General features: G+C 39.3%; 27 protein-coding genes. 12 read left to right on the top strand and 15 right to left on the bottom strand.

From position 1 onward, the window contains the following. Window positions 1-34: 34 nt before the first annotated feature. Window positions 35-484, top strand: coding sequence for a methyltransferase family protein (locus tag PTET_RS09715; RefSeq protein ID WP_028835017.1), 450 nt, complete (start codon window positions 35-37; stop codon window positions 482-484). Between the two features lie 60 nt (window positions 485-544). On the opposite strand, the gene queC is transcribed toward PTET_RS09715, so the two are convergent. Further along, window positions 545-1,201 (bottom strand): 7-cyano-7-deazaguanine synthase QueC, encoded by a 657-nt coding sequence (gene queC, locus PTET_RS09710; protein ID WP_013465272.1) that lies wholly within the window; start codon window positions 1,199-1,201, stop codon window positions 545-547. A gap of 144 nt (window positions 1,202-1,345) precedes the next feature. Here queC and queE point away from each other — a divergent pair, with 144 nt between their 5' ends. Beyond that, the gene (gene queE, locus PTET_RS09705; RefSeq protein WP_033104418.1) at window positions 1,346-2,011 is read left to right on the top strand and encodes a 7-carboxy-7-deazaguanine synthase QueE; all 666 of its coding nucleotides are present in this window, start codon (window positions 1,346-1,348) and stop codon (window positions 2,009-2,011) included. Between the two features lie 107 nt (window positions 2,012-2,118). Here queE and PTET_RS09700 read toward each other — a convergent pair whose 3' ends face one another. The 4 genes from PTET_RS09700 to PTET_RS09685 form a co-directional block, all read right to left on the bottom strand. Continuing rightward, the gene (locus PTET_RS09700) at window positions 2,119-2,391 is read right to left on the bottom strand and encodes a hypothetical protein (RefSeq protein WP_096038562.1); all 273 of its coding nucleotides are present in this window, start codon (window positions 2,389-2,391) and stop codon (window positions 2,119-2,121) included. A gap of 15 nt (window positions 2,392-2,406) precedes the next feature. Continuing rightward, window positions 2,407-2,709, bottom strand: a complete 303-nt coding sequence (locus PTET_RS09695) for a hypothetical protein (RefSeq protein ID WP_096038561.1) — start codon at window positions 2,707-2,709, stop codon at window positions 2,407-2,409. A gap of 116 nt (window positions 2,710-2,825) precedes the next feature. Next, window positions 2,826-3,290 carry a hypothetical protein gene (locus PTET_RS09690; RefSeq protein WP_096038560.1) on the bottom strand — a complete coding sequence of 155 codons (465 nt, stop codon included), beginning with the start codon at window positions 3,288-3,290 and terminating at the stop codon, window positions 2,826-2,828. Between the two features lie 168 nt (window positions 3,291-3,458). After that, window positions 3,459-4,076: a translocation/assembly module TamB domain-containing protein gene (locus tag PTET_RS09685; protein ID WP_096038559.1), complete on the bottom strand. Its 618-nt coding sequence runs from the start codon at window positions 4,074-4,076 to the stop codon at window positions 3,459-3,461. A 43-nt stretch (window positions 4,077-4,119) separates the two neighbouring features. Between PTET_RS09685 and PTET_RS09680 the strand changes: the two genes are divergently transcribed. After that, window positions 4,120-5,598 (top strand): substrate-binding periplasmic protein, encoded by a 1,479-nt coding sequence (locus PTET_RS09680; protein ID WP_096038558.1) that lies wholly within the window; start codon window positions 4,120-4,122, stop codon window positions 5,596-5,598. A 133-nt stretch (window positions 5,599-5,731) separates the two neighbouring features. Here PTET_RS09680 and PTET_RS09675 read toward each other — a convergent pair whose 3' ends face one another. From PTET_RS09675 to PTET_RS09665, 3 genes are all read right to left on the bottom strand, one after another. Next, window positions 5,732-6,178 (bottom strand): hypothetical protein, encoded by a 447-nt coding sequence (locus tag PTET_RS09675; RefSeq protein WP_024601113.1) that lies wholly within the window; start codon window positions 6,176-6,178, stop codon window positions 5,732-5,734. 174 nt (window positions 6,179-6,352) lie between these two features. Continuing rightward, window positions 6,353-6,832: a thioredoxin-dependent thiol peroxidase gene (gene bcp, locus PTET_RS09670; RefSeq protein WP_024601114.1), complete on the bottom strand. Its 480-nt coding sequence runs from the start codon at window positions 6,830-6,832 to the stop codon at window positions 6,353-6,355. 10 nt (window positions 6,833-6,842) lie between these two features. Then, entirely contained in the window at window positions 6,843-7,376 is a 534-nt protein-coding gene (locus PTET_RS09665) for a glycine cleavage system protein R (protein WP_013465263.1), read from the bottom strand. A 355-nt stretch (window positions 7,377-7,731) separates the two neighbouring features. Here PTET_RS09665 and bamC point away from each other — a divergent pair, with 355 nt between their 5' ends. Next, complete coding sequence (gene bamC, locus PTET_RS09655; RefSeq protein WP_033104412.1) at window positions 7,732-8,790, top strand: outer membrane protein assembly factor BamC; 1,059 nt, start codon at window positions 7,732-7,734, stop codon at window positions 8,788-8,790. A gap of 65 nt (window positions 8,791-8,855) precedes the next feature. Beyond that, complete coding sequence (locus tag PTET_RS09650; protein WP_024601116.1) at window positions 8,856-10,244, top strand: YjiH family protein; 1,389 nt, start codon at window positions 8,856-8,858, stop codon at window positions 10,242-10,244. Window positions 10,245-10,278: 34 nt separating this feature from the next. On the opposite strand, the gene PTET_RS09645 is transcribed toward PTET_RS09650, so the two are convergent. Both PTET_RS09645 and PTET_RS09640 read right to left on the bottom strand, forming a co-directional pair. After that, on the bottom strand, window positions 10,279-10,428 hold the full coding sequence (locus PTET_RS09645) for a DUF2897 family protein (protein ID WP_076916055.1): 150 nt from the start codon (window positions 10,426-10,428) through the stop codon (window positions 10,279-10,281). A gap of 85 nt (window positions 10,429-10,513) precedes the next feature. Beyond that, window positions 10,514-11,050 carry an acyloxyacyl hydrolase gene (locus tag PTET_RS09640; RefSeq protein ID WP_036954276.1) on the bottom strand — a complete coding sequence of 179 codons (537 nt, stop codon included), beginning with the start codon at window positions 11,048-11,050 and terminating at the stop codon, window positions 10,514-10,516. A 246-nt stretch (window positions 11,051-11,296) separates the two neighbouring features. Here PTET_RS09640 and PTET_RS09635 point away from each other — a divergent pair, with 246 nt between their 5' ends. Together PTET_RS09635 and PTET_RS09630 are read left to right on the top strand one after the other, a co-directional pair. Further along, on the top strand, window positions 11,297-11,890 hold the full coding sequence (locus PTET_RS09635) for an MlaC/ttg2D family ABC transporter substrate-binding protein (protein WP_013465258.1): 594 nt from the start codon (window positions 11,297-11,299) through the stop codon (window positions 11,888-11,890). Window positions 11,891-12,099: 209 nt separating this feature from the next. Beyond that, window positions 12,100-13,437, top strand: a complete 1,338-nt coding sequence (locus PTET_RS09630; protein ID WP_096038557.1) for an ankyrin repeat domain-containing protein — start codon at window positions 12,100-12,102, stop codon at window positions 13,435-13,437. A gap of 63 nt (window positions 13,438-13,500) precedes the next feature. Here the strand turns inward: PTET_RS09630 and PTET_RS09625 are convergent, their stop codons facing one another. Genes PTET_RS09625 through PTET_RS09605 form a run of 5 tightly spaced genes read right to left on the bottom strand, consistent with a single transcriptional unit; the run spans window position 13,501 to window position 17,026 of the window. Next, window positions 13,501-13,953: a DUF2069 domain-containing protein gene (locus tag PTET_RS09625; RefSeq protein WP_013465256.1), complete on the bottom strand. Its 453-nt coding sequence runs from the start codon at window positions 13,951-13,953 to the stop codon at window positions 13,501-13,503. Further along, window positions 13,950-14,504, bottom strand: a complete 555-nt coding sequence (gene wrbA, locus PTET_RS09620) for an NAD(P)H:quinone oxidoreductase (RefSeq protein WP_013465255.1) — start codon at window positions 14,502-14,504, stop codon at window positions 13,950-13,952. Before wrbA ends, PTET_RS09625 begins: the two co-directional genes overlap by 4 nt. Continuing rightward, a complete protein-coding gene (gene arsC, locus PTET_RS09615) occupies window positions 14,504-14,851 on the bottom strand; it encodes an arsenate reductase (glutaredoxin) (protein WP_013465254.1) in 348 nt (115 codons plus the stop codon). Before arsC ends, wrbA begins: the two co-directional genes overlap by 1 nt. A gap of 54 nt (window positions 14,852-14,905) precedes the next feature. Next, complete coding sequence (bepA, locus tag PTET_RS09610) at window positions 14,906-16,363, bottom strand: beta-barrel assembly-enhancing protease (protein ID WP_013465253.1); 1,458 nt, start codon at window positions 16,361-16,363, stop codon at window positions 14,906-14,908. 12 nt (window positions 16,364-16,375) lie between these two features. Beyond that, window positions 16,376-17,026 carry a hypothetical protein gene (locus tag PTET_RS09605; RefSeq protein WP_013465252.1) on the bottom strand — a complete coding sequence of 217 codons (651 nt, stop codon included), beginning with the start codon at window positions 17,024-17,026 and terminating at the stop codon, window positions 16,376-16,378. Between the two features lie 143 nt (window positions 17,027-17,169). On the opposite strand from PTET_RS09605, the gene PTET_RS09600 reads away from it, so the two are divergent. The 5 genes from PTET_RS09600 (at window position 17,170) to zwf (ending at window position 24,494) form a co-directional block, all read left to right on the top strand. Further along, window positions 17,170-17,388 carry a hypothetical protein gene (locus tag PTET_RS09600; protein ID WP_013465251.1) on the top strand — a complete coding sequence of 73 codons (219 nt, stop codon included), beginning with the start codon at window positions 17,170-17,172 and terminating at the stop codon, window positions 17,386-17,388. Beyond that, window positions 17,381-18,457, top strand: a complete 1,077-nt coding sequence (locus tag PTET_RS09595) for an AI-2E family transporter (RefSeq protein ID WP_016900418.1) — start codon at window positions 17,381-17,383, stop codon at window positions 18,455-18,457. The genes PTET_RS09600 and PTET_RS09595 overlap by 8 nt, the downstream gene beginning before the upstream one ends. A gap of 107 nt (window positions 18,458-18,564) precedes the next feature. Beyond that, complete coding sequence (locus PTET_RS09590; RefSeq protein WP_096038556.1) at window positions 18,565-20,820, top strand: aminotransferase class V-fold PLP-dependent enzyme; 2,256 nt, start codon at window positions 18,565-18,567, stop codon at window positions 20,818-20,820. Window positions 20,821-21,139: 319 nt separating this feature from the next. After that, window positions 21,140-22,786: a glucose-6-phosphate isomerase gene (gene pgi / locus PTET_RS09585; protein ID WP_096038555.1), complete on the top strand. Its 1,647-nt coding sequence runs from the start codon at window positions 21,140-21,142 to the stop codon at window positions 22,784-22,786. A 235-nt stretch (window positions 22,787-23,021) separates the two neighbouring features. Further along, a complete protein-coding gene (zwf, locus tag PTET_RS09580; RefSeq protein ID WP_013465247.1) occupies window positions 23,022-24,494 on the top strand; it encodes a glucose-6-phosphate dehydrogenase in 1,473 nt (490 codons plus the stop codon).

Below are 24,494 nucleotides of genomic sequence, written 5' to 3'. Positions count from 1 at the left end.
CATGTAGTTTTTTTAATCGATACAAGGAATAGGTATGTTAAATAATAAAATTCCACCGGTTGTCGTTGTGGTATTTTTCGCTGCTGTTATGGCACTGATTGCGCATTACACAGTAATAGACTTTACCGCCTTCATAACTTACCTAGCATTAGGATTAGTCGGCATAGGTTGTTTCTTTTGTATTGCTGGGGTCGTCAGTTTTCGTTTAGCCAAAACCACGGTACTACCAAATAAACCTGAGCAAGCAACAAGCTTAGTTACCTCAGGGGTATATAAACTCTCACGTAACCCTATGTATTTAGGCTTTGCTTTTATACTGGCGGGGTGGGGCGTGTGGCTAAGCTCTATTTGGGCTTTTTTAGGTATTGTGGGCTACGTTGGTTATTTAACGCTGTTTCAAATCATTCCCGAAGAGCGGGCGTTACATCAGTTATTTGGTGAGCAATTTGAGGATTACAAATCGCGGGTAAAACGCTGGCTTTAATGTTTTTTCATACTAAAAAAGGCTACCCTTGGTAGCCTTATAGTGTGCTTATTTTAAACTTTACTCGTATTCAAGCGGGTCGGTTACGTTGTTCAGCTCAAAGGCTTCTAAACGTTCTTGGCAAGCGCCACATTTGCCACAGGCCTTATCACGACCGTTATAACAGGTCCATGTTTGGCTGTAGTCTAATCCCATTTTAATACCATCGGTTAAAATATCGATTTTAGTATTATTTAAATACGGGCTAAAAATTTCTACCGCATCGTAATTAGCAATACGACACACATCATCCATCTTTTTAACAAACTCAGGGCGGCAATCTGGGTAAATAGCATGATCGCCCGAATGCGCACCGTAATATACTTTGCTTGCTTTAAGCGACACCGCATAACCTACCGCTAAAGAAAGTAAAATCATGTTGCGATTAGGCACAATGGTGCTTTTCATGCTTTCTTCTTCGTAATGGCCTTCTGGCACATCAATATCGTCCGTTAACGACGAACCACCAATAAGCTGATTAATTGCCGATATATCAACAATTTTGTGCGGTACATTTAGCTTTTCACATACGCTGGCGGCGACTTTAAGTTCTTTAACATGACGCTGACCATAATCAAACGAGAGGGCATAAACATCATGGCCTTGCTGCAGGGCTTTATTTAATACAGTAAATGAGTCCATACCGCCGGAATAAATAACAACTACTTTTTGCGTCATACGTGGTTTGCTCTTTAGTTTTGATAGAGGTTTATATCAGGGCGCGATATACTACACGGCCAAGGCATAAATGACAATTTTTGCACCGTGCTTTGTGATTTCTAATAGTAACAATTTTCCGTCAGGTTGTAAGTGAGATTTCTTTTGTACAAAATTAATGAAGTGTTTGAAACCATTCAAGGTGAAGCGAGTTTTACTGGTACGCCGTCTATTTTTTTACGCCTGCAAGGTTGCCCTGTGGGATGTTCATGGTGCGACACAAAGCAAACTTGGGATGTTGATAACGTATATAAAGTATCACTTGATGACACGGTAGAAAAAAAAGCCGACTCAGATCATTGGGCTGAGGCCAGTGCCTCGCAAGTACTGGAGTTATTTAAATCCCGTGGCTATACCGCCAAGCATGTTGTTATAACCGGTGGCGAACCTTGCATGTATGATTTGAACCCAGTATGTAATTTACTGCATGATCATGGCTTTAGCACACAAATAGAAACCAGTGGCACCTTCGAAATACTCGCCCCTGCACAAACGTGGGTCACGGTATCGCCAAAAATTAATATGCGCGGTGGTTACAAAGTATTGAGCAGTGCTATGCAACGCGCCGATGAAATTAAACACCCGGTTGCTATGCAAAAACACGTAGAAGAACTGGAAGAGCTATTTACCGCCACCGGCGTAAACCCAAAACTGGTATATTTGCAGCCAATCAGCCAAAAAACCTCAGCCACTAAATTAGCCATTGATACTTGTATCGTCAAAAACTGGCGCTTATCAATTCAAGTTCATAAGTATTTGGGGATTAGTTAAAGGGCAGCTGTAAGCTGCTCTGCGTTAAGTTATATTACGTAGATACAAGGTTGGGTTATAAACCCAACCGAACTAAACAAATTTCAACTCATAAAGTTAAGCTGGCTTTAAATATAATTTTCATCAATAAACTGACACCACAGCTGTGTATTTAATTCTGGTACATTTGGCTTATCTCTAATACCGAGTTTAAACATGATCACAGAGCGCCATTCTAAAGAGCCAATGTCTGGCCCATGTCCATAACCGTCACCGGTATTAATTTGCTGCTCAACATAGTTAAACCATGCCTCAGAGCACGGCGAATATTTTTCATCTTTTTGCGCAACACTACTGCATCCAGCAATAATGAGTAATAAAGGGGCCATTAATAGTTTCATATTTTACCTATGTGTTTATTTTGCTAATCGCTGCTGTGTTAAGGTTAAACGCTTATGTGAGCTGTATACTTGCAACCTTTCATCGTCCGTAATTAAAAATGCATCCATTTCTACAGATATTAAAGCAGATATGGGGAAAATCTCTAAAATACCAAGATCAGCAAGTTTAGCTGAAAGAAGTGCTGTTTTGCCATTAACAATAAAAGTAGAATCTTGATCACGAAAATCGCCATCAACATATAGTTTTGCACCACCAAACCATGAGTTAACAATTTTAATTTTATGACCCTTGACCGTGAATTCGAACTCTTTTCTCATTTTCAAACTCCATTTTTTGAAAAGTGTATAACATGTTAACGCCGTAAATAAACGGCAGAAAATAGTTGGCAATAACTTGTTGGGAACGAACAAAATAATCTGTTTTTATCCCACTTCTAATTTTTTTTGTTCAATTGCGATTTGCACAATACATTTTCGTTAAGTTTATTACCAAACAAAAATTTCAACCTTTCTGTACCACCCGTTTTTTCATAAAACTCTTGTAAAGTAATTTCTTTTTTCTCGTAGCTCATTAGCTGCCAAAAACCGTAAAAGCCTTTGAACCAAAAGTAATAAAACACCGCTCCAACAGCCAATAGGAAATATGCTGATTTGCCAACTTTTCGTTTGTACTTTATGGCGCAATAAAAAAACCAGACACAGCTTAAAACTGCCACTATTAAAAATGCCGTAAAAGGTGTAATTGCAGTATCAATATTATCCCAAAGGAAGCTTAGACAAATTGAGCTCCAATCTAACCCCATAGAGAAAATTAAAGTAATCTTAAAAAAGAAATATAATAAAACGGTAGTAAACACCGCATATAAGATCCCACTTTCCTTGTACTCTTCTTTATTCAATACTTGTCCTTATTGAGCGATTTAATAATCTTATAGTGCGCGAGTCGTGCAGGTTTATATCCATACCACGCTCACTTTTCTTCTGTAAAGTTTTAACAAATTACCTAAGATATTACTATCACTAACTTTTCTATGATTTTTAAGAAAAGCTAATATTTAAAAGCGTTGTTATTGAGCAGCGCTTTTGTTTTTATTTTGTTGAACCTTGAACCTTGAACCTTGAACCTTGAACCTTGAACCTTGAACCTTGAACCTTGAACCTTGAACCTTGAACCTTGAACCTTGAACCTTGAACCTTGAACCTTGAACCTTGAACCTTGAACCTTGAACCTTGAACCTTGAACCTTGAACCTTGAACCTTGAACCTTGAACCTTGAACCTTGAACCTTGAACCTTGAACCTTGAACCTTGAACCTTGAACCTTGAACCTTGAACCTTGAACCTTGAACCTTGAACCTTGAACCTTGAACCTTGAACCTTGAACCTTGAACCTTGAACCTTGAACCTTGAACCTTGAACCTTGAACCTTGAACCTTGAACCTTGAACCTTGAACCTTGAACCTTGAACCTTGAACCTTGAACCTTGAACCTTGAACCTTGAACCTTGAACCTTGAACCTTGAACCTTGAACCTTGAACCTTGAACCTTGAACCTTGAACCTTGAACCTTGAACCTTGAACCTTGAACCTTGAACCTTGAACCTTGAACCTTGAACCTTGAACCTTGAACCTTGAACCTTGAACCTTGAACCTTTTTAAAGTACCAAACTAAAACCCAAGTTTGCAAAGTGTATTAGGTGGTGCTTATATTAAACTAAGTGATTGGGAGAATGCGCTTGGCTAAATACCTACTACTGTTGTTTGTTTTTTCTTATGTTTTTATAAACTCGGCTTTTGCTAGTGTAAAAGTGGGCGTGACTCACTGGGTTGATTACACTAATCCGGATGAAACAGGCGTTTATATTGAATTATTAAAAGAAGTTTATGCGGATGAACAGCTCGAGTTTGATTTTAGTACTTACAAACGAATTACCAATTTATTTGAACAAAAACAATATGATATTGTTGTTGGTGTTGCTAAAGAGGATATTCCTTTAGCTTATTATCCTAATTGGTATTTAGACTACGATTACCCAATTAATGCGTATTTTGTAGATTCTGCTCATAAGTTTAATAAACTGTCTGATTTAAACAACAAAGTATTAAGCTGGCTCGATGGCTACAATTTCGATAAGTTTATTGAATACCCACACGATTATTACCCGGCTTCTACTATTGAAAACGCAGTGGCACTGCTACTCAATAAACGCATAGATGCTTTCGTTGATTTTGACTACAACATTCCCAAAGAGTACAAATCAAAGCTTAATTATGTAGAGGTTGTGCCAGCAAGGCCTATTTATTTAGCCTTTTCGAATAATGAAAAAGGGAAAGCCTTGGCGAGAAAATTTGACCAAACAATGCCAAAATTAAAATCATCGGGACGGTTGCAGGCATTATATAAATTAGATTATGAAAATACGCGTTTTGCAGAGTTTGACGCAAATAAAACAAAAATCGTATTAAGTAGTAACGATGAGTCTTTGCTACGACTGAACTCAGTTACCGAAGGAAAATCACTCGACGCGCAGCTTTATAAGTTAATTTTGGCTGAAATGCGAGATTACAGAATTGAGTTTGTAAAAGCGCCAGATACCAATGTTGAGGTGCAATTTGGCATTAGTCATTGTTTCGCCAATAAAATTAACACGCCAGAACGAGCAAGCCGCTATTTAATATCAAAGCCGTTTTCTTTGTATCTCGCACCGCGACTTTATTCTCCAAATAACTTGGCTCAATTTAAACATATAAAAAATTTAGACGAGTTGGTGTCACAAAGTGGATTAAGGTTGGGGTTATCAAAATTCAGAATATTCTCCGAAGACATTATGTCTCTACTTGAAGAGGTAGATAAAACTAAAATAAAACCAGCTCCCACTAATATATTCTCTAGATTACAACAATTAGCGAAGTTGCAAGAGTTTGATGCGTCTATTGAATACCCCAGTGATGTAGCCACGTATTGGCACGATATAACAGATGCTGATATTCACTCCTTTGATTTGAAATTAAAAACATCGTTTACTGTTGGGCATTTAATGTGTGAGCGCAGTGAAGAAAATATAAAATTTATGCAGAACTTTAATAATACACTCTCAAAATTAATTCAAAGCGATGAATATAAAGCGCTTATATACCACTTTGCGGCTGACTTACCTGCTGAACAGTTTAATAAAATTTATCAGCAAGCACTGTTAGATGAAGAGTGAGAACGCAAGCACAACGTGGTTTTTTAACCGCTAGGGTAGGCATATTTATCATTGAAATAATAAGCCGATGATAAAAATAAAGCCGCCTTTGTAAGGTAGATTTGTATAACGCTGAATACTTGGCTCTGAAAATTCAAACAATGGCACTAACAAGTGCACCTGCGTCAGTAATACCGGCGTCTTTCATGGCTTGGCTAATCATTTGTACCAGCGCGACTACTTGAGATTGTGTTGATGAAACAATATTTGCCTGTGCTTCAATTTGTGCTTGTATGACCTCGTCTTCCGGATCGGATTGAGTTTTTAATTGAGAGAGTAGCTCTTTTTGTTGTTCAAGCTGCTGTTTAAGCTCTTTAAGTTGCTCTATCATTTTTGCGATATATTCAGGCATTTCTGAATTTGCTGTTTTTTCAGCGTTTTGCTCAGCCTCTTTTCCTGAGAGTTTATTGCGTTCTTTGTCTGATAATTGATAATCAGTGTTGTCCTGATTTTTTGTTGTGTCTTTTGTTTGTTGTGTAATATTTGTTTTTTCGGCTGTAATTTTAACGTCAAAGGCTGAGTGTTTATTTAGCTGTATCACGGTTTATTATCCATAATGTTATTTGTTACTAATTTAACTATCGGCAGGAATGCTAAAGTACTAAAGCGATAAATACAAAAAAGCGTTGCCATTGAGCAACGCTTTTATTTTATCTTGTTTAGCCTTTAGCCTTTAGCCTTTAGCCTTTAGCCTTTAGCCTTTAGCCTTTAGCCTTTATTCAGCTGCTAAATAATCTAATACCACTTGGTGGTGATCTTTGGTTTTGAATTTATCAAACAAGTGTTTAATTTTACCGTCTTGGCCTACTAAGAAAGTGAGGCGGTGGATACCGTCGTACTCTTTGCCCATAAACTTTTTATAGCCCCACACCCCAAATGCCTCAGCAATGGCATGATCTTCATCTGAGAGTAGGTCAAAGTTAAGCTCTTTTTTTGTTTCAAAGTTTTTAAGACGCTTAATCGGATCTGGGCTTATGCCAACAACATGGGTGTTAAATTTAGCAAGCTCGGCTTGTTGGTCACGCAGGTTTTCGGCTTGTACGGTACAGCCAGGCGTTGACGCCTTAGGGTAAAAGTACACCAGTACTTGTTTTTCTTTTAATAACTCGCTGAGCACGACGGTTTCATCATTTTGGTTTTGTAAGCTAAAAGCCGGTGCTGTGTCGCCACTTTGTAATGGGGTAATTTTGTTCATGCTAAACTCCTTAGCGAATACGTCGAAAGATGTAATCTACGTTTAAAACGTGCGAAAGGTTTTCAAAACTAATTTTAAATTGGTCAATATCAACGTCAACGGGAATATTAAATTCAAGTTCACAACGCATTTTTAGCTCAGTTTCTTCTTCGTAGGTGTCTGACTTTAATGAGCAAATATTAATATTATTATCTGCAAAAAAACGCGTTACTTTACTTAATGTGCCAGGGGTGTCTATGCCGGTATATTCTAAGGTATAGCCTGCACAAAACTCGCTTTGATTATGGCTTGAAGTACGCTTCATCATAGTGAGCAGGCCAAGCTCCATGCCTTTGGTCGGTAATGTATGCTCTATGCGGCTAATGGCTGACATATCACCGCTAAGTAGCATAATAAAGGTGAATTCGTTGCCTAAAATTGCAATACGGCTATCTATAATATTACAGTGGCAATCGCTTACGAGTTGCGTAAGTTCACTGACGATGCCCGATCTATCCTCGCCAATTGCGGTTAAAACAATTTGATGATTTGAAAATGCAGTCATGGGTTTTAAAGTACCTAAGTTACTTGGATGAAAACAACCGACTTGGCAACAAAAAAATAAACACGTAGCGTTGCACGGCGGCAAAGTTTAACACAAAACCCGCGTTAAACTATAGCAGCGGTTAATTTTAGGCGGTTAATAGTGCAGTGTTTCTTGTTTTTACAAGCTTGTGAAAGTACCATAGCAAAAATGTGTCTATTTGTAGCCTAGTCCGTTTGTTATCTCATAGGCTGAATGCAGTTAGGCAAGCAAATTATAAATGTAAAGTTAATATTGATTTTACACTGAACCAAATCGGCATTACCCACTCATATATTTGTTAAAACAATTAAGGGTATGCTAAGGAGAATTATCTGTGCAGTATTGGATCCCAAAAGCACTAGCAGTAAGTGTATTGGTAAGTTTGTCAGGGTGTAGTGTATTTACAAGTGATGCTCATAATGAGCGTAATTACCGCGCCCATGAGCCGGTTAAAGCGCCTGCATCGTTATCTCAACCCGCTCAAGATCCTGTTTATAAAATGGATGTGGGTCAATATGATAATAATCCGGAGGCAACAAACTATCGTCCGCCGGCGCAAGTTTTAACCATTGCTAAAGGCAGTTGGGTTGAGGAAGCAGATAAACAAGCGCGTATTTATTTTGATAAAAATGACGGCATTGAAGATTTAGATGTGTTTATTTGGGATTCGATTCAAGCGGTGCTTGCTGATAATAACATTAACGCAACACAGCAAGATAAAACGCAAGGAACACTCGTAACCGATTGGTACGCTATTGTAAAGCCTGAAGAAAGCTGGTTATGGGGCAATGATGAAAGCGTTGATTTAGAGCGTTTTAAATTTACCATTGAAGAAAAAGAACACCAACGCACAGCGTCTTTAACCGCTGAGCTTATTGATTTTAAAGGTGATAAGCCGCTAACTGATTTATTAAAACAACAGCTTGAAGTGCGTGCGCTTAACCAAGTAGTGAGCGAGTTTGATTACCGCTACCGTCAGCTTGAAGTTGATATGCGTAAGCGTCAAGGGATCATCTCGTTAGAACTCGGGTTTGATAACAAAGGCAATGCCGCACTTGTTACTGAGCAAACGTATGACACCGTATTCGATCGCTTTTCTGGATTTTTAGAGCGTTTGTCGTTCACAATTGTTGAAGTAAACCAAGAGACAGGTTTAATTACAGCAGATTATGCGAAAGTAGAAAGCAGTGTGTGGGATTCAATTTGGGGCGATGAACCAACAGAGCTTCCAATTGATGAAGGTCAATACCAAATTTTGGTTAGCAAAACCAAACAAGGTGGCACCAGTCTAACGTGGATGGATGACAAAGGCGAAACGCTTGAACCAGGTACAATGAATGGGTTACAACAAGCATTAGAAGCGGCGTTAATCAAGCGCGGTATTAAAATTTAATAAATATAAATACTTCCCACAAAAAGAGCACTTAGCTCTTTTTGTGGTTTTTACAGGTTGAAAATATGTCTCAGTTAGATTCATCACGCCCAGCACCAGTCCAAAAAAGTTATGATTTGAAAGTATGGTTGGTTTTTTTAATTCCTTCTTTAATCGGTGTTTTTTTGTTCATGACGCCAGTACCGTCTGGCGAAATAATGACGATCCCTATTGCGGTAATGGCAAAAGCAATTCAAGCCTTATTTAGTGAAATAGCACTAGGGCTAATAGCGACAATTATTTGTATTACTGGCGTTATGTCGTTGATATTTAGTGTGTTTAAACCGAAAAGCTTAACCAAATTTCGCTTATTAAATCATTTGTTTAATGTGAGTTGGATTTGGTTAGTAACACGGTTATTTGGTATGGCGTTTGTGCTTTTAACTTATTTTCAAGTTGGGCCGCATGCTATTACCTCAGAAAATACCGGTTTATTAGTATTAAAAGATTTACTACCGGTGTTGTTTTCGGTGTTTATTTTAGCGGGCTTGTTACTGCCGTTATTACTTAATTTTGGTTTACTTGAGCTGGTGGGTACCTTACTTACTAAAGTAATGCGTCCATTGTTTGGGGTGCCGGGGCGCAGTGCAGTTAACTGTGTTGCTTCGTGGTTAGGTGATGGCAGTGTCGGTATTTTGATGACTGCACGCCAGTATGAAGATAAATACTACACTCAACGTGAAGCTGCGATTATTGGTACCACTTTCTCTGCTGTATCAATTACCTTTTGTTTGGTTGTTATTGGCCAAGTAAAGCTTGAATATTTATTTGCACCTTTTTACCTAACCGTGTGTTTAGCGGGTGTAGTGGCTGCGATAATTGTTCCGCGTTTACCGCCACTGCGTTTTAAAAAGGACGTGCTTATTGATGGTGAAGAGCCCGATGGAAACGCTGAATTGGTTCCTGAAGGCAAAACATTATTTAAGCATTCACTTGATGTTGCATTAACTAAAGCAGAAAAAGCACCAGGCTTAAAAGGCACAATTGAAGAGGGCTTACACAACGCATTTGATATGGTGTTTGCAGTATTACCTGTGGTAATGGCTGTGGGTACATTTGCTTTAATTATTGCTGAGTACACGCCAATATTTCAATATTTAGGTATGCCGTTTATTCCATTTTTAGAATTACTACAAATACCTGAAGCCGAAATGGCGGCGCAAACGATTATGGTGGGATTTGCAGATATGTTTATTCCGTCTATTTTAGCCGCAGGCTCAATTGAAAGCGATGTAACACGTTTTATTATTGCGGCAATGAGTGTAACGCAACTTATTTATATGTCTGAAGTGGGCGCACTTTTATTAGGTAGTAAAATACCGGTTAATATTTTTGAGTTATTTGTTATTTTTATTCTCAGAACTTTAGTAACCTTGCCAGTTATTGCCTTAATGGCACACTGGTTAGTTGGCTAGAACAATCATTTAAACGAAAAAAAGCCCTGACTATTCAGGGCTTTTTTGTTTCTTTGCTTTGCGCAGATGAGCGTGGTGCTGAGGGTTTAAACTCGCTTTTTGCACTTAAACGCAGCAGTACTAAATTGCCGATAACAATAGCCAGTACAATCACGATAACGAGTACGATTTGCCAAATTTGCATTGCGATGCTCTTATTTTTTATTAAGCGATAATTATGACCACTTTAAATAAAAGCTGCAATCCTCTCTAGGGCTGTAAATAAGCAATTAAAACCGTTGTGCCACCGATAACGTTAAAAAGTTAATGCCTGGGTTTGGCGCTTTAAACCCGGCGTTTGAATAGTGAATAATTCGCAGCGCTACATTAGTTTCACCAAAATCTGCCACTAGGCCTATCCTATCTTCAAACTGATAGTGAGTACTTAGGTTTTTACCAGCAAAATAGCGCTCATCAAGTAATGAAAAACCAATGCCAGCCTCTACATAAAAGGGGGTGTTGTATACACTAAATGCTGGAAATTGCACCACCGGTGACACAGCCAAGACTACGTTGGATTGTGATTGTTGATCATGGCGGTATTGCCACACGTTAACGCTGCTTTCTAAATAAAAACGAGCATCGCCAACAAAGTTTTGCATTCCTTGAGGGTGATATTGATACGCAAGCTTTGCCCCTGTTACATTGCCTTCTCCTTTTAAAAGATCGACGGCATAACCATGGTTAGAGGATGCATAAGCGGCTTTGGTAGCCAATATAAACAGGGTAAAAACAAGAACTAAAAGTCTGTTGTATGAGGTTTTCATAACTGCCAACTAGGGTTTAAGTCAAAATAGTAAAGGGATAATAAGGGCGGTGAATTGGTGTTTTCAATGAGGACAAAAAGCCGCTTGTATATGGCTTGTTAACTGATTTATTTAACCAATTGAATTTATTTAATTAATTCAATTGGTGCCAATTAGGCATTAATAAGTTGCTTATTTATGCCTTTTTTATTGCCTGTTATTTGCGTAAATTACGCTTAAATTAATTATTTAAACTATGCATTTTTTATGAAACTTATAAAGCTTTTAGTGGTTATTGCTGTTTTTTTCAGTAGCGCTTTGTATGCACAAACGCAGCCATCACCTAAGCAGTTATTGCAAACTGTAGCAGAATCATTATTTAACGATATTGGACAGGTAAATGCCAAAGGCGATGCCAGCAAAGAAGCCATGTCGTTAATTGTTCAGCAGCGTTTAATGCCACATATTGATGTTAAGTTTGTGTCTTTTAAATTATTAGGTAAGCATATTAAAGGTATTAACCGCGACCAAGGTGTTGCGTTTATTAATGCTGTAGAGCATTACTTAACAGGGACTTATGCCGGTGCGCTTATGAAGTACACAGGGCAGGATGTAATATTTGAGCAAGACGCTGCTGCAAGCGACTCTAAATTTGCTACGGTTAAAACGCAAATTATTGAACCGAATAAGCCAACCATTGATTTGCACTTTAAATTGCGTTTAGGTAATAACAATCAGTGGAAGGTATACGATATTGTTGCAGAGGGAATTTCGTTGCTCAGTGCTAAGCAAAAAGAGATCATTCAACGTATTTCTGATGTGGGATTAGACCAAGTCACAGCAGAACTTCAGCAAAGTTAGTACTTTTGCAATTAACAGCTCCAACCTAAAAGCAGCTAATGACGTATGTCGTTAGCTGCTTTTGTATTTTGGCCTATATTGCATGAGTTTACGCTAGCTTGGCTACCTAGCTGTGGTAGAATATTGGCTTCTTTGATTAAGCGTGGTGTCAGCTAAATACTGTTATAACTGACTACTCACCCGAGCTACACTGGAGTTGTGTTGTTTTAATGGAAAATGTACTAATTTGGCCAAAGGAATACCCGTTACTGGTCAAAGGGCTGGTTGAACAAAACGGTGCCTTCATTTTAGATGCTTTAGAAGCTTGGCCCGCCTGTCGCTCTACTGAAGAAGATAATGGTGTATGCACTACTGTTTTACCCCCAATTTATTATTTAACCTGGTTAACCCCCTTAGAGCCATTTGAAGAGTGTTATTTTCAGCATATTTCTGAATATGATGAAAACGCACAAGAGTATATTGCTGCACTGAAAGAGCATTATTTTGCCAATGATTACAGCATAGAAAATATTGTGCTAATGCTGTGTCAGCGACTTGAAAAGTATGCAAGTGTGTCGGCACAAAATAACATTGAAACGCCACTTTCTTTAAATAGCTTATTTTTTAGTAAACGCTTTTTTACTCTGATAGAGCATGCGCTAGAGCAAGGTGCAAAGCTCTCTGCTGCAGATACCTTAGCTATTTGGAAAGAGGTCGATTTTAGAGAGCGTTTAAGTGCGCATATTCCCCAGTCGATTGCTGATATTGACCACTTAGCAGAGCTGACCAGCGAAAAAGTGGCTGCTGGCAAAGATTACTTTACTTTGTTAACTCAGGTGTCTCCTGATGTTGACTCTATTGTGCTTTTAGAAAATGCCTTACTTGCGCATTTAAACAAGAAAAAAGCTAAGCAAACCATGGCAATGCGCTTTATTGAGCAAGGCGCCACGGGCACCTTAACCGATGAAGATAATAAAACAGCATTTATGTGGGCGGCAGAAAAAGGCTACGTAAATTTAGTAGAAACACTCCTGCAGTACCAAGATAAAAAAGCGGTAGACGGCCAAGGTAATACGGCGCTGCATTACGCGGTGATAAGTAAAAACGAATCGTTAATGATTTTACTGCTCAAAGCAGGGTATGACTTTAGAGCGCGAAATAACGAGGGGTTAAGTTGTTACCGATTAGCGGTTAGTATAAAAGCCAGCAACTTAGTTAAGTGCCTTGAGCGTGACTTTGGTATTAAAGAGTTATCGCCAGAGGGGCAGCTAGAGCGAATTAAAAAGGTGCATGTGCTACATGCGGTTGTGGCTTTATTATTACCGCTACAGTTATTTTTCTTTTTTGATGAAAACATCACTATAAAAAGTGAGCTTACTCTTTTTATGACCATGACGGCGGTGGTGTGTTTTTTCTTTGCAACGAACTTAAAGCGTTGCTCATTGTATCCGCATGTAAAACACCCATGGGGATTGTTTTTAATACGAATGATGTCTGTTTTTAGTCTTGTTGCACAACTAGGTTTAGCCTGTATTGTGGGGCTGGCAGCTTTAAGCGAGTTAGTTTAAAAGTTAATATTTTGCTACAAAAAAACGCGCTAATTAGCGCGTTTTTGCATTGTAGGGTATTTATTACGGATTGTTTTTATCGTGCTCGTGTGCGGCTTTTTCTTCAGCGAGCTCATCTTTAAGCTTGCGAATTTTAAGCCCAAGTTCTTGCCCTCTATGGCGCGCATAATAAGTACAGCCAATAAACATAGATGAGGCAAATAATAACTCAAGCAATACCCATATAAGCTCATCTTGTGCGACCCACAGCAATGTAAAGCCATGAATAAAGTAAAACATAACAATAAAATTAGCCCACGCATAGGTGTAGGTTTTATCTTGTAATATGCCTTTTAATGGCAGTAATAGTGGCAATACATACACTAAGAAAAGAAAGGTGTTACTGTGGCCGTCTCTAGGGGCTAATACAAACATCCATAACGGCATTAAAATAAGCAGACCAATATAACCAAATAAGGCTAGGCGCTGAAATTTAATGGTAATCGGTTTTTTAGCAGGCTCGCTTGCTTGAATCATTTAAGTTTACTCGCAACTTGAGTCAGGCGTTTTCCTACGCTTTGACATATTTTAATTTCATCCTTACTCAGGGTTGAGCTGTTATTGCTACCTGCAACGTGAGAGGCGCCATAAGGTGTTCCTCCTGTTTCGGTGCCGAGCAACTCAGGTACATCGTAAGGTACGCCCATCAACATCATCCCATGGTGTAACAAAGGCAATGACAAATTGAGTAGGGTTGCTTCATTGCCACCATGCATACTGCTTGATGATGAAAACACACAGGCAGGTTTATCAATAAGTTGGCCTTTGAGCCAAAGATCGCTGGTGGTTTCCCAAAACGTTTTTGCTTGTGAGGCCATCATGCCAAAGCGGGTCGGCGTACCAAATGCAAGCCCGTCGCAGGCAACTAAATCATCTTTACTGATCACAATGTCATGCGGGTTTTTGGCCACAAAAGTACGCAGTAATGCGGTTGCGCCTTGTTGCTCTATTGACTCTGCAATCTCATGCGCCATAGCCTCTACTGAGCCATGGCTTGAGTGATACAGCACCACGATGGTTGTGCTCATTATAGAACGCTTAATACGTTTTCAGGCGGGCGACCTAGGGCGGCTTTATTGTTATTTACTACAATAGGGCGCTCAATTAGTTTTGGGTGATTGACCATGGCATCAATAAGCACTGACTCGCTGTTTTCATCTTTTAAATTAAGCGCTTTGTACTGCTCTTCTTTGATGCGCATCAAATCTCGTGCCGAATTAAACCCAAGTTGAGAAACTAAGGTACTAATTTGCTCATGAGAAAGGGGTGTTTTTAAGTATTCAACAACACTCGGTTCAATGTTTTTACTTTGTAATAGGTTAAGGGTTTCGCGTGATTTTGAACAACGCGGATTATGATAAATAGTAACTGACATAAAAATACATCCAAAGTATAAATTGTGGCTATTTTAGGTGAACTCACTAAAGACTTAAAGCCTCGCAAGCTCTTTTTGCAATAACCGATACTGTGTGAGTAACGCTTTTAAGCGCTGTTGCTTAACATTTTCACTTGGCTCTACAAAATTAAGCGCTTTTTGTATTTCATCGGCCGCTTTTAAATACGCACCATACTGAGATAATACATCGGCATTGGCTTCATGGTAGGCCGCCAATTTTTCTTGTTTTTTGTAGGCGTCAGTTAAAAGCTGTTTGCCTAAACTGTGATCGGGTTTTTCCAGTAAAAACGACTTTAATATATTTTCAGCTAACTCATATTGCTCAGCCTCTAGTGCCGCGTTGGCGTAATTTAAGGTGATCACTTGGTTATTTGGCCGATAATTATTTAGCTCGCTTAAGTAACTAACAGCCTCTGCGGCTTTTTTTTGTGCAATGAGTAAATCTGTTTTGGTATCAATATAAAATAAGTTTTTAGGATCGTCTGCTAGTAACTTATCAAGTATAGGCTGTGCTTCATCCGTCTTTTTTTGATCAAGCAAACTAATAGCTAAGCCGTACTGTAATGCTACGTTGTTATAGGTGTTTTCGCGCATTAACTTTCTAAATAAGGCTTCTGCGTTTTCGGGTTTGTTATCGTAACGCGCCAGGACTCGGCTTTTTGCTAAGTCAAAATCAAGGCTCGAGCTTACCTGGCGTTTAGGGTATTGCTCGGCGCGAAGGCGAACATCTGACACACGACTTTCAGGAAGAGGGTGAGTGAGTAAAAACGCCGGTGGTTTATATTTATAACGAATTTGTGCGGCAAGTTTAGTTAAAAATTCACTTGATGCTCTGGCATCAAACCCTGCGTTGTTGAGGGTTTGCATGCCCATTCTGTCTGCTTCTTGCTCGGCAGAACGGCTATGTGTCAGCTGACTGAAAGCTGATTGTGTTTGGCTGGCTGAAATAATAGCCATACCGGCATCAGGGGCTACAACCGCGGCTAAAATACCAGCAATCATGCCGGCAATGGTAAGCCCGCTATTATCTTGTTGCTGCTGAATGCGCCTTGCTAAGTGGCGCTGTGTAACGTGTGCAATTTCATGGCCAAGAACCGATGCAAATTGACTCTCGTTATCGGCTTGGGCTATTAATCCGGTGTGTACACCAACATGGCCGCCATAAAATGCAAATGCATTGATTTCGGGATTATTTAACCAAAAGAATGAAAACCCAAAACGTACATCATTGGCGTTAGCAACTAACTTTCTACCTAAAGTTGTTAGGTATTCATCAAGCACCGGATCGTTAATCAAAGGCGATGAGCCTCTGATCTGCATCATCATCACTTCACCAATCGCTTTTTCTTTTTCAATTGGCAATGCTTGTAAGGCTGAAGTGCCTAAGTCGGGCAGTTGAAGATTGGTTTGTGCCTTTAACGGCTCACTTATCAGTAGGCTAAATGTAAGCGCTGCACTGCATAAAGTGATAAAGGCTGATTTTAGCTGCATTATATTCCTTGTTTATTTTTTATCAGGGGCACTAGCACTTGAAGGATCATCTGTGTATAAACGGCTGTCCTTTTCACATAGTTGATAAAACGCCTTTATTGTGACCCCATCAACCTTAACAATGTTCAATTGAGTTTGTAAAAAAGCAATAATTTTATGAACCACTTTGTGAGAATGTAATATAAGCGCTTTATCTGCCTCATCGCCTTGGTCTAAGTAAAAGCCAATGAATTTATGTAACTGATTAATGCGAATAACGGTTTTCATCGTCAATGGATCCCATAATCTAAACTCCATTGTCTCATCATGTCGTGCGTACCTATCGATGGCGGTATCATTAGAAAAAGGGAAGGCTTGTAATTCAAAACCACGCTCGGTAAACACTTGATGCAGTGAAATTCGTGGTTTGTTATTGCTTTCTTTTTCATAAAGCTCGTTGGGGTCTATTCCCAGCGCTTCTAAATTCCAATTGCGTTTGTCGATAATACGCTTAATGGCATTATCAAATCCGTGATCTAAAATACTTTCACATTCACTTACCGACGAAGCCACTAAATGATAAAAATGCGGCAGCTCCCCCCAATTAATTTGCTTTTTAAACCAATTAATTTCTTTGAGAGTTGGATTGCTAGGCAATTGCGCTTTATTATGCGAATTAGGCATTAACGTATCCTGATAGCTAACGATGTTATAAGGATAAACCATTGCAGAGGTTGTTTTAAGAAAAAGTTAAATTTAACTGCGGTTAATCTCAATTGGCCCTGTTATAGGACTTATTATTAATGTGAATAGGTAGCGAAACGAGTATGCTAGAGCTAAATTTACGCGCTTATAAATGCCCACAGCAATTTATTCAGTTTAAATTAGGGCTGCGTGATGCAATATCGTTAAAACAAGCAATTACCTTTAATATCTCACAAGAACAAAACACTGATGATATTGAACGATATTTGCAAAAAAAAGCGTATTATTACAAGTTAAATAAACAACAGGGGTTGTTATTAGTGGAGCCGTTACGTGTTTGAATATGTAAAAGCATGGTATGAAAAAAAGTTTTCTGATCCTGATTCAGTCACTTTACTTTTTTTATTGTTGGCACTGGTTGCCATGTTGTATTTTTTTGGCCCATTAATTGTGCCTGTGTTAGTGGCACTGATCATAGCTTATTTATTAGATTGGCCTGTGGTTCACTTAGAACGGTTTGGCCTTAAGCGTTTTACTGCCACCAGCATAGTAATGCTGATATTTATTGGCATTATGCTCACTTTAATATTGGTTATAGGCCCTGTGCTTTGGCAGCAAAGCAGTAACCTAGTCCAAGAAACACCGCATATGGTCGAACAAGGTAAATCGTTTTTACTCGATCTGCCTGATAAATACCCCAGCCTTATTAGCGCAGAGCAAGTACAATCGATTGTAGTAACCGTTGAAACCAAAGTTCTCGACTTTGGCCAAGTGGTATTGTCTGCGTCGCTTAATTCATTAAAAGACGCTGTAGCATGGTTAATTTACCTTATTTTGGTACCGCTACTGGTGTTTTTTATGCTCAAAGATAAAGTAGAGCTCAGTGCCAGCATTGCTAAAATGATCCCACGCCAACGCCGCTTAATTTTACAAGTGTGGCATGAAATGAATCAGCAAATCATGAATTATATTCGTGGCAAAGTATTTGAAATTTTAATTGTTGGTTCTGTGTCGTTTATTGCTTTTACCATACTGGACTTACGGTACGCCGCGCTTTTAGGCGTTCTCGTAGGCTTTTCGGTGCTTATTCCGTTTGTGGGCGCAGCGTTAGTAACTATACCAGTGGCCGCAGTAGCGCTGTTTCAGTTTGGTTTAGAAACTCAATTTTGGACCGTTTTAATTATATACGGCATTATTCAAGCGCTCGATGGCAACGTATTGGTGCCTTTATTGTTCTCTGAAGCGGTTGATTTAAATCCGGTATTTATTATTGTTGCGGTACTATTTTTTGGTGGGCTATGGGGTTTTTGGGGAGTGTTTTTTGCCATTCCATTAGCATCATTAGTCAAAGCACTTATTAATGCCTGGTCATCCAAACACGAAGAACTCGCGCAAGAGCTCGGTAACTAAAAGGTATAGTAAACGCACTTTAATTACTAAAGATTATTATTCATTCCTGTCAAAACTATGTACTATTGGGAATAAGATATATTTTTTAGTAATAAGGTGCGTTTTTAATGTCAGAGTTTTTATTGCCAGATGAACCCAAAGCTCAAGTTTATCTCGATGCAAATGCGACCACACCTGTATTGCCATGTATTGCAGAGGTGGTGTGCCATGCTATGCAAATTTGTTTTGGTAATCCCTCAAGTCCTCATATAACCGGCATTCAAGCCAAGCACTTATTAGAACAAACTAGGCAAAAAGCCCGTACCGTCATTGGCGCGCAGCAAGGTGATATTTTATTCACCTCCGGTGCCACTGAGGGGATTCAAACCGCCATCGTATCGACGCTCATTAATGCAAAACACCATACAAAGCCAAACCCCGTTTTATTGTATGGGGCAACTGAGCATAAAGCGGTGCCTAATACGCTAAAGCATTGGAATACAGTGCTTGAGATTAACGCTGATATTATTGCTATTCCGGTTAATCGTGATGGTATTTTAGATTTAGACTTTATTGCTCAGCATATTGATGACGCTTTGATGATTTGCACGATGGCCGTTAATAATGAAACCGGTGTTTACCAAGATCTAAGCGCCATAGAAAAGGTGATTCGTAGTCGTAATAGCCAAGTCACTTGGATGGTTGATTGTGTACAAGCGCTTGGCAAACAACAGCTCAACCTAAGTGAAACAACGATTGATTATGCGCCTTTTTCAGGGCATAAACTTTATGCACCTAAAGGCATAGGTTTATTGTATATTCGTCAAGGCAGCCCATACACGCCTTTTATAGCCGGTGGCGGCCAAGAAAGTGGCATGCGCTCTGGTACAGAAAACCTGCCTGGTATAGCTGGGCTCAATAAGCTGTTTAGTTTGCTGCTAGATAAACAAGACGAGACTTTTAAATCAATAGATGTACTTAACTTGTATCGGGATAAACTCCATAGCGCCTTAGTTGATACTTTTGGAAGTATTACCTTTAATCATGACTTTGCCTGCTCTGTGCCCACAACGCTTAATTTTGCGGTTAACGATTTAACTAGTAAAGAAGTTATTGATTTATTTGACGCTGCAGGTATTAGGGTCAGCGGTGGCTCTGCATGCAGCACGGGAGCTACGCAGAGCTTTGTGCTTGATGCGATGGGAGCCTCACACTGGCAAAGTGAAAACGCTATTCGTTTGTCATTTGGCCCTGCTGCTACGATGGCGCAAATAGATGATGCATGTGAACAAATTAGAGCGCTTAAAACGGTATTACAAGCTAACTGTTTAGTGATTTCTGATAGCAGTTTTCCTTTGCAAGAAGTATGTGCTTTAGGGCTTACCCAATTTAGACACCAAGGTGCATGTAGTTGGTTGTATGTAACAGATGATCAACATGCATTTATTATCGATCCGATTATTGAACTGATCCCTCGCTTTGAAAAAATAGTAACTACGCAAAATTTAACTATTACCGCTATTTTAAATACGCATGAGCATCAAGAACGTCACTGCGCACTTGATTTAATGCGCAGCGCACTTAAAGAATACTTAGTCGCTGGAGAGGTTGATAAATTAGGCTGGCCAACGAATAGCGACACATTGCAATTAACCACTCACGTACTCGAAAAGCTAGCCACACCAGGGCATAGCCAAGATAGCGTGAGTTATTTATTAAAAGCGAATAATGGAGATGTTCAGTATTGCTTTTGCGGTGATTTAATTTTACCTGCAGGGCTTGGAAATACCGCGCTTGATGGCGGGGATGCAATGAAAATGGCGCATTCTTTGACGATGTTAGCAGCAGAGCTTAATCCGCAAAGTGTGGTGTGTTCAGGGCATGATTACCAACAGTGCTTTGCAATGAACTGGGCTGTTCAACAGCAGCAAACGCCATTGTTACAAAAGCTAATTAAAGGTGATATTGATGACGCTGAATTTGCCGCACAAAAACAGCAAGCAGATTTACAACAACACACACAAGCCAACACGCTCTGTGGTTATGTTAATGCTAAGCCTGCTATAGAAACTTCGCAATTAAGTTTTAACCAAGCAAAAGAAATACTGGTAGAGGGCAATGCGTATTTAATTGATACCCGAGAACCTTATGAACACGGCGCTAATAATTTAAGCGCATTGCTAAACGTACCCATAGCTAAAACCTTAAATATTCCTTTAAGTCGAATGGCTCATGCACTTACGCAAGGCCAATTGGACAAAAACAACCAGTATATTTTAGTGTGTCGCAGTGGTAACCGTTCAAAAATTGCGGCAGCAAATTTGACTGAGCTTGGTTACAGCAGTGTTTATAACTTATCGGGTGGTTTAGCGTTAACCGGTTAATTGTTTATTTAGAGGAAAGGCCGACATTTGTCGGCCTTTTTTTTGCTCGCTTTAATTTGGATCAGTTAGAAATTAATAAAATCTTCATTAAAGAGAAGGGCTGATCAGTTGTTAAATTCAATTTTTAATTTTATGATACCGGTGTCAAAAGTAAAAAATTGCGCTATTATCTGCATCGAAGCTTATAAAAATAACGCAAATTAGACTTTTTAAGCTATAGTATTGGGCTTTGCTTTTTACAAAATTCGGTTATTTTGCGTCGTAAAAAATTAAATAAAGCGCTTTAAATCAATAGATTAATAAATTAGGGGATGTTTACATGGCGAGCCGTTCTGAGTTAGTAAGTTGGCAAGCACTAGAAAATAGTGCACAAAAGATGGCACAAACACATCTGAAAACTTTATTTGCACAAGACGATTCTCGTTTTTCTCAATTTTCTACTCACATTCCTGGTGTATTGTTTGATTATTCAAAACAACGTATTGATGAGAAAGTTTTCGCTCAATTAATCTCATTAGCTAAAGAGTGTGATATTGAAGCGTGGCGTGAAAAAATGTTTGCCGGTGAGAAAATAAATATCACCGAAGACCGTGCCGTATTGCATACCGCACTTAGAAATCGCGCCCATACACCGCTTATTGTTGACGGTGAAAATATTACTGAGGCGGTCGATAGCGAACTTGCTAAAATTAAAACCTTTGTTGAAAAAGTACGCAGTGGACAGTGGTTAGGTTACACCGGTAAAGCGGTGAAAGATGTAGTGAGTATTGGTGTAGGGGGTTCAAACCTAGGCCCTCAAACGGCAACTGAAGCACTTAAAGCATTAGTTGATAAGCCGTTAAACGTTCATTATGTTTCTAATGCTGATGGCGTACAAATCGCGTCGGTATTGAATAAAGTTGACCCTGAAACAACGTTATTTGTTATTTCGTCAAAAACCTTTACTACCTCAGAAACCATGACCAACTCAAAAACAGCGGTTGATTGGTTTTTAAATAGCGCCAAAGATAAAAGCGCCATAGCAAAGCATTTTGTGGCAGTAAGCACCAATTTAGAAAAAACCGCGGCATTTGGTATTAGTGACGAAAACGTATTTACCATGTGGGATTGGGTTGGCGGTCGTTTTTCACTTTGGAGTGCGATTGGTTTACCTATTGCACTTTATGCCGGCTTTGAAGCATTTGAAGCTATTTTAGAAGGGGCGTTTGAAGTTGACGAGCACTTTAAGTCGGCACCGCTTGAGCAGAATATTCCTTTAATTATGGCGCTGTTGAGTGTATGGAATACCAGCTTTTTAGGGTTTGATTCGCAAGCTATTTTACCTTACGACCAAGCATTGCATATGTTGCCTGCGTATTTACAACAGGGTGAAATGGAAAGTAACGGTAAGCACGTCACTTTTGATGGGCAAACCGTACCTTACACTACCGTGCCTATTATTTGGGGCATGACGGGAATAAATGGCCAGCATGCGTTTTATCAATGTTTGCACCAAGGCAATGTAATTGTCCCTGCGGACTTTATTGGCTCTGTAAAACCACAGGTTAACGTTGATAAGCATCACAATATTTTATTATCGAACTTTTTTGCACAAACCGAAGCATTAATGAACGGGGTAGATGCGCAGCAGATAACCGCTGATTTAGCAGCCAAAGGCAAAACGCCTGCGCAAATTGAAATGCTACTAAAGCATAAAATTCATCAAGGAAACCGCCCAACAACGTCTATATTATTAGACACGGTTGATGCAAAAGCGGTGGGTCGTTTAATTGCACTGTATGAACATAAGATTTTTTGCCACGGTATTCTTTTACAAATATGTTCGTTTGATCAGTGGGGCGTTGAGCTTGGTAAAGGTTTAGCCTCTAAAATTGAAGCTGAATTAACCGACGATAACGTGGTTAATGAGCACGACAGCTCAACACAGGGCTTAATGGCGTACTACAAACAACACCGTACGCAGTAACACATTCACTTATTACACAATAAGTAACCAAATACCTTTGAACGGGTAGCGCTGGAGTCCTAGGGCCTGTATTTTTGTGAGAGGAATTACAGTGTCCCTAGACCCATTTTTTATGGCGCATATAACGAACAACATTAGTAGGCTTTGTGCTAAGGCCTGCATTATCCAGATAATAAACCGCTATAACTGATTACCAATACGGTAGTGGCAGGTAGCATAAACGTAGAGAGTAACTATGCTTAATCCTTTTGATATTATAATTTTTGGGGGCGGTGGTGATCTTGCGTTACGCAAATTACTTCCTGCAATGTATCGAGCATATCAAGAAGGTAACTTACCGCAAGGCTCACGTATTTTGCCTACCGTGCGCGAACAAAGTAAATGTGATGAATACATTGATACCGCACACAAAGCATTACAAGAATTTTTAAGCGAAGGCGAGTATAACGCTAAGGATTGGAAATCGTTCTCAGCGTTTTTAGTGCCTGTAGTGAGTAATGTTACCGAAGCGGATGATAACTGGGATGTACTGAAAAAAATTCTTGATGAAGACGACAGCGATAAATCTCGTGTGTTTTACTTATCTCTTCCGCCAGCTGTGTATGGCACTTGTTGTGAAATTCTATCCACTAAAAAATTAATAACAGCCAATTCACGTGTTGTTGTAGAAAAACCAATTGGTTATTGTGGCGAGTCTGCAGAAGTTATTAATGCGAAAATTGCACAGTACTTCGACGAAGATCAAATCTTCCGTATTGACCACTACCTAGGTAAAGAAACCGTTCAAAACTTAATGGCATTGCGTTTTTCAAATTCATTATTTGAAAACATGTGGGATGCTAAATCGATTGATAATATCCAAATTAGCTTATCAGAAACGGTAGGGCTTGAGAGCCGCGCTGGTTTTTATGATAAAGCCGGTGCTTTGCGTGACATGGTGCAAAACCACTTGTTACAGCTACTTTGCTTAGTCGCAATGGAGTCACCGCATAAACTTAAAGCCAATAGTATTCGCAATGAAAAGTTAAAAGTATTAGAAGCATTACGCCCATTAGAGGGCAGCGATGTTGATGACAATATTATTCGTGGGCAATACGTACCGGGTGATTTAAACGGTAAAATAGTCCCAGGTTACTTAGAAGAGCTAAACGAAGGAGCAAGTAAAACTGAAACCTTCGTGGCTATTCGTGCGCACATTGATAATTGGCGTTGGGCCGGTGTGCCTTTTTACCTGCGTACCGGTAAACGTATGGCAAAGCGCTGCGCTGAAATTGTGGTTGAATATAAAAAAGTATCTCATAACGTGTATGAGGACAGCGTAGGTAATATCGAGCCAAACCGTTTGGTGATCCGTTTACAACCACAAGAAAGCATTCAATTAACGCTGATGTCGAAGCGTTTAGATAATTTAGACATGCAACTTGAACCTGTAACGATGAACATTGAGCTGTCGCAAGCATATAGTAATGGCTTTCACTCAGATGCTTACAAACGTTTAATGCTTGATGCTGCAGCGAATAATCCATCATTATTTATTCATCGTGATGAAGTACGCCAAGCATGGAAGTGGATTGATCCAATAATTGAACGTTGGCAAGAAAAAGGTAAACCAGCACTGTATAGAGCCGGTAGTTGGGGCCCTGAAGATGCAGATGAATTATTAGCAGAGAATAATCATGTTTGGTTTAATACTGGCGATAAGGCATAA

It is taken from the genome of Pseudoalteromonas tetraodonis (assembly GCF_002310835.1).
Lineage (GTDB): Bacteria > Pseudomonadota > Gammaproteobacteria > Enterobacterales > Alteromonadaceae > Pseudoalteromonas > Pseudoalteromonas tetraodonis.
Note: the sequence above shows the minus strand (reverse complement) of the source record. Positions and strands in the feature narration are given on the sequence as shown.

Bases quoted from the DNA above. Each gene is read 5' to 3' on its own strand.
- PTET_RS09695 (WP_096038561.1), bottom strand. From the start codon at position 2,709: ATGAGAAAAGAGTTCGAATTCACGGTCAAGGGTCATAAAATTAAAATT.
- wrbA (WP_013465255.1), bottom strand. From the start codon at position 14,504: ATGAGCACAACCATCGTGGTGCTGTATCACTCAAGCCATGGCTCAGTA.
- PTET_RS09650 (WP_024601116.1), top strand. From the start codon at position 8,856: ATGTCTCAGTTAGATTCATCACGCCCAGCACCAGTCCAAAAAAGTTAT.
- bcp (WP_024601114.1), bottom strand. From the start codon at position 6,832: ATGAACAAAATTACCCCATTACAAAGTGGCGACACAGCACCGGCTTTT.
- PTET_RS09715 (WP_028835017.1), top strand. From the start codon at position 35: ATGTTAAATAATAAAATTCCACCGGTTGTCGTTGTGGTATTTTTCGCT.
- PTET_RS09600 (WP_013465251.1), top strand. From the start codon at position 17,170: ATGCTAGAGCTAAATTTACGCGCTTATAAATGCCCACAGCAATTTATT.
- arsC (WP_013465254.1), bottom strand. From the start codon at position 14,851: ATGTCAGTTACTATTTATCATAATCCGCGTTGTTCAAAATCACGCGAA.
- PTET_RS09665 (WP_013465263.1), bottom strand. From the start codon at position 7,376: ATGACTGCATTTTCAAATCATCAAATTGTTTTAACCGCAATTGGCGAG.
- PTET_RS09605 (WP_013465252.1), bottom strand. From the start codon at position 17,026: ATGCCTAATTCGCATAATAAAGCGCAATTGCCTAGCAATCCAACTCTC.
- PTET_RS09630 (WP_096038557.1), top strand. From the start codon at position 12,100: ATGGAAAATGTACTAATTTGGCCAAAGGAATACCCGTTACTGGTCAAA.
- pgi (WP_096038555.1), top strand. From the start codon at position 21,140: ATGGCGAGCCGTTCTGAGTTAGTAAGTTGGCAAGCACTAGAAAATAGT.
- zwf (WP_013465247.1), top strand. From the start codon at position 23,022: ATGCTTAATCCTTTTGATATTATAATTTTTGGGGGCGGTGGTGATCTT.
- PTET_RS09625 (WP_013465256.1), bottom strand. From the start codon at position 13,953: ATGATTCAAGCAAGCGAGCCTGCTAAAAAACCGATTACCATTAAATTT.
- PTET_RS09645 (WP_076916055.1), bottom strand. From the start codon at position 10,428: ATGCAAATTTGGCAAATCGTACTCGTTATCGTGATTGTACTGGCTATT.
- PTET_RS09590 (WP_096038556.1), top strand. From the start codon at position 18,565: ATGTCAGAGTTTTTATTGCCAGATGAACCCAAAGCTCAAGTTTATCTC.
- PTET_RS09640 (WP_036954276.1), bottom strand. From the start codon at position 11,050: ATGAAAACCTCATACAACAGACTTTTAGTTCTTGTTTTTACCCTGTTT.
- PTET_RS09700 (WP_096038562.1), bottom strand. From the start codon at position 2,391: ATGAAACTATTAATGGCCCCTTTATTACTCATTATTGCTGGATGCAGT.
- PTET_RS09680 (WP_096038558.1), top strand. From the start codon at position 4,120: ATGCGCTTGGCTAAATACCTACTACTGTTGTTTGTTTTTTCTTATGTT.
- PTET_RS09635 (WP_013465258.1), top strand. From the start codon at position 11,297: ATGAAACTTATAAAGCTTTTAGTGGTTATTGCTGTTTTTTTCAGTAGC.
- queC (WP_013465272.1), bottom strand. From the start codon at position 1,201: ATGACGCAAAAAGTAGTTGTTATTTATTCCGGCGGTATGGACTCATTT.
- bepA (WP_013465253.1), bottom strand. From the start codon at position 16,363: ATGCAGCTAAAATCAGCCTTTATCACTTTATGCAGTGCAGCGCTTACA.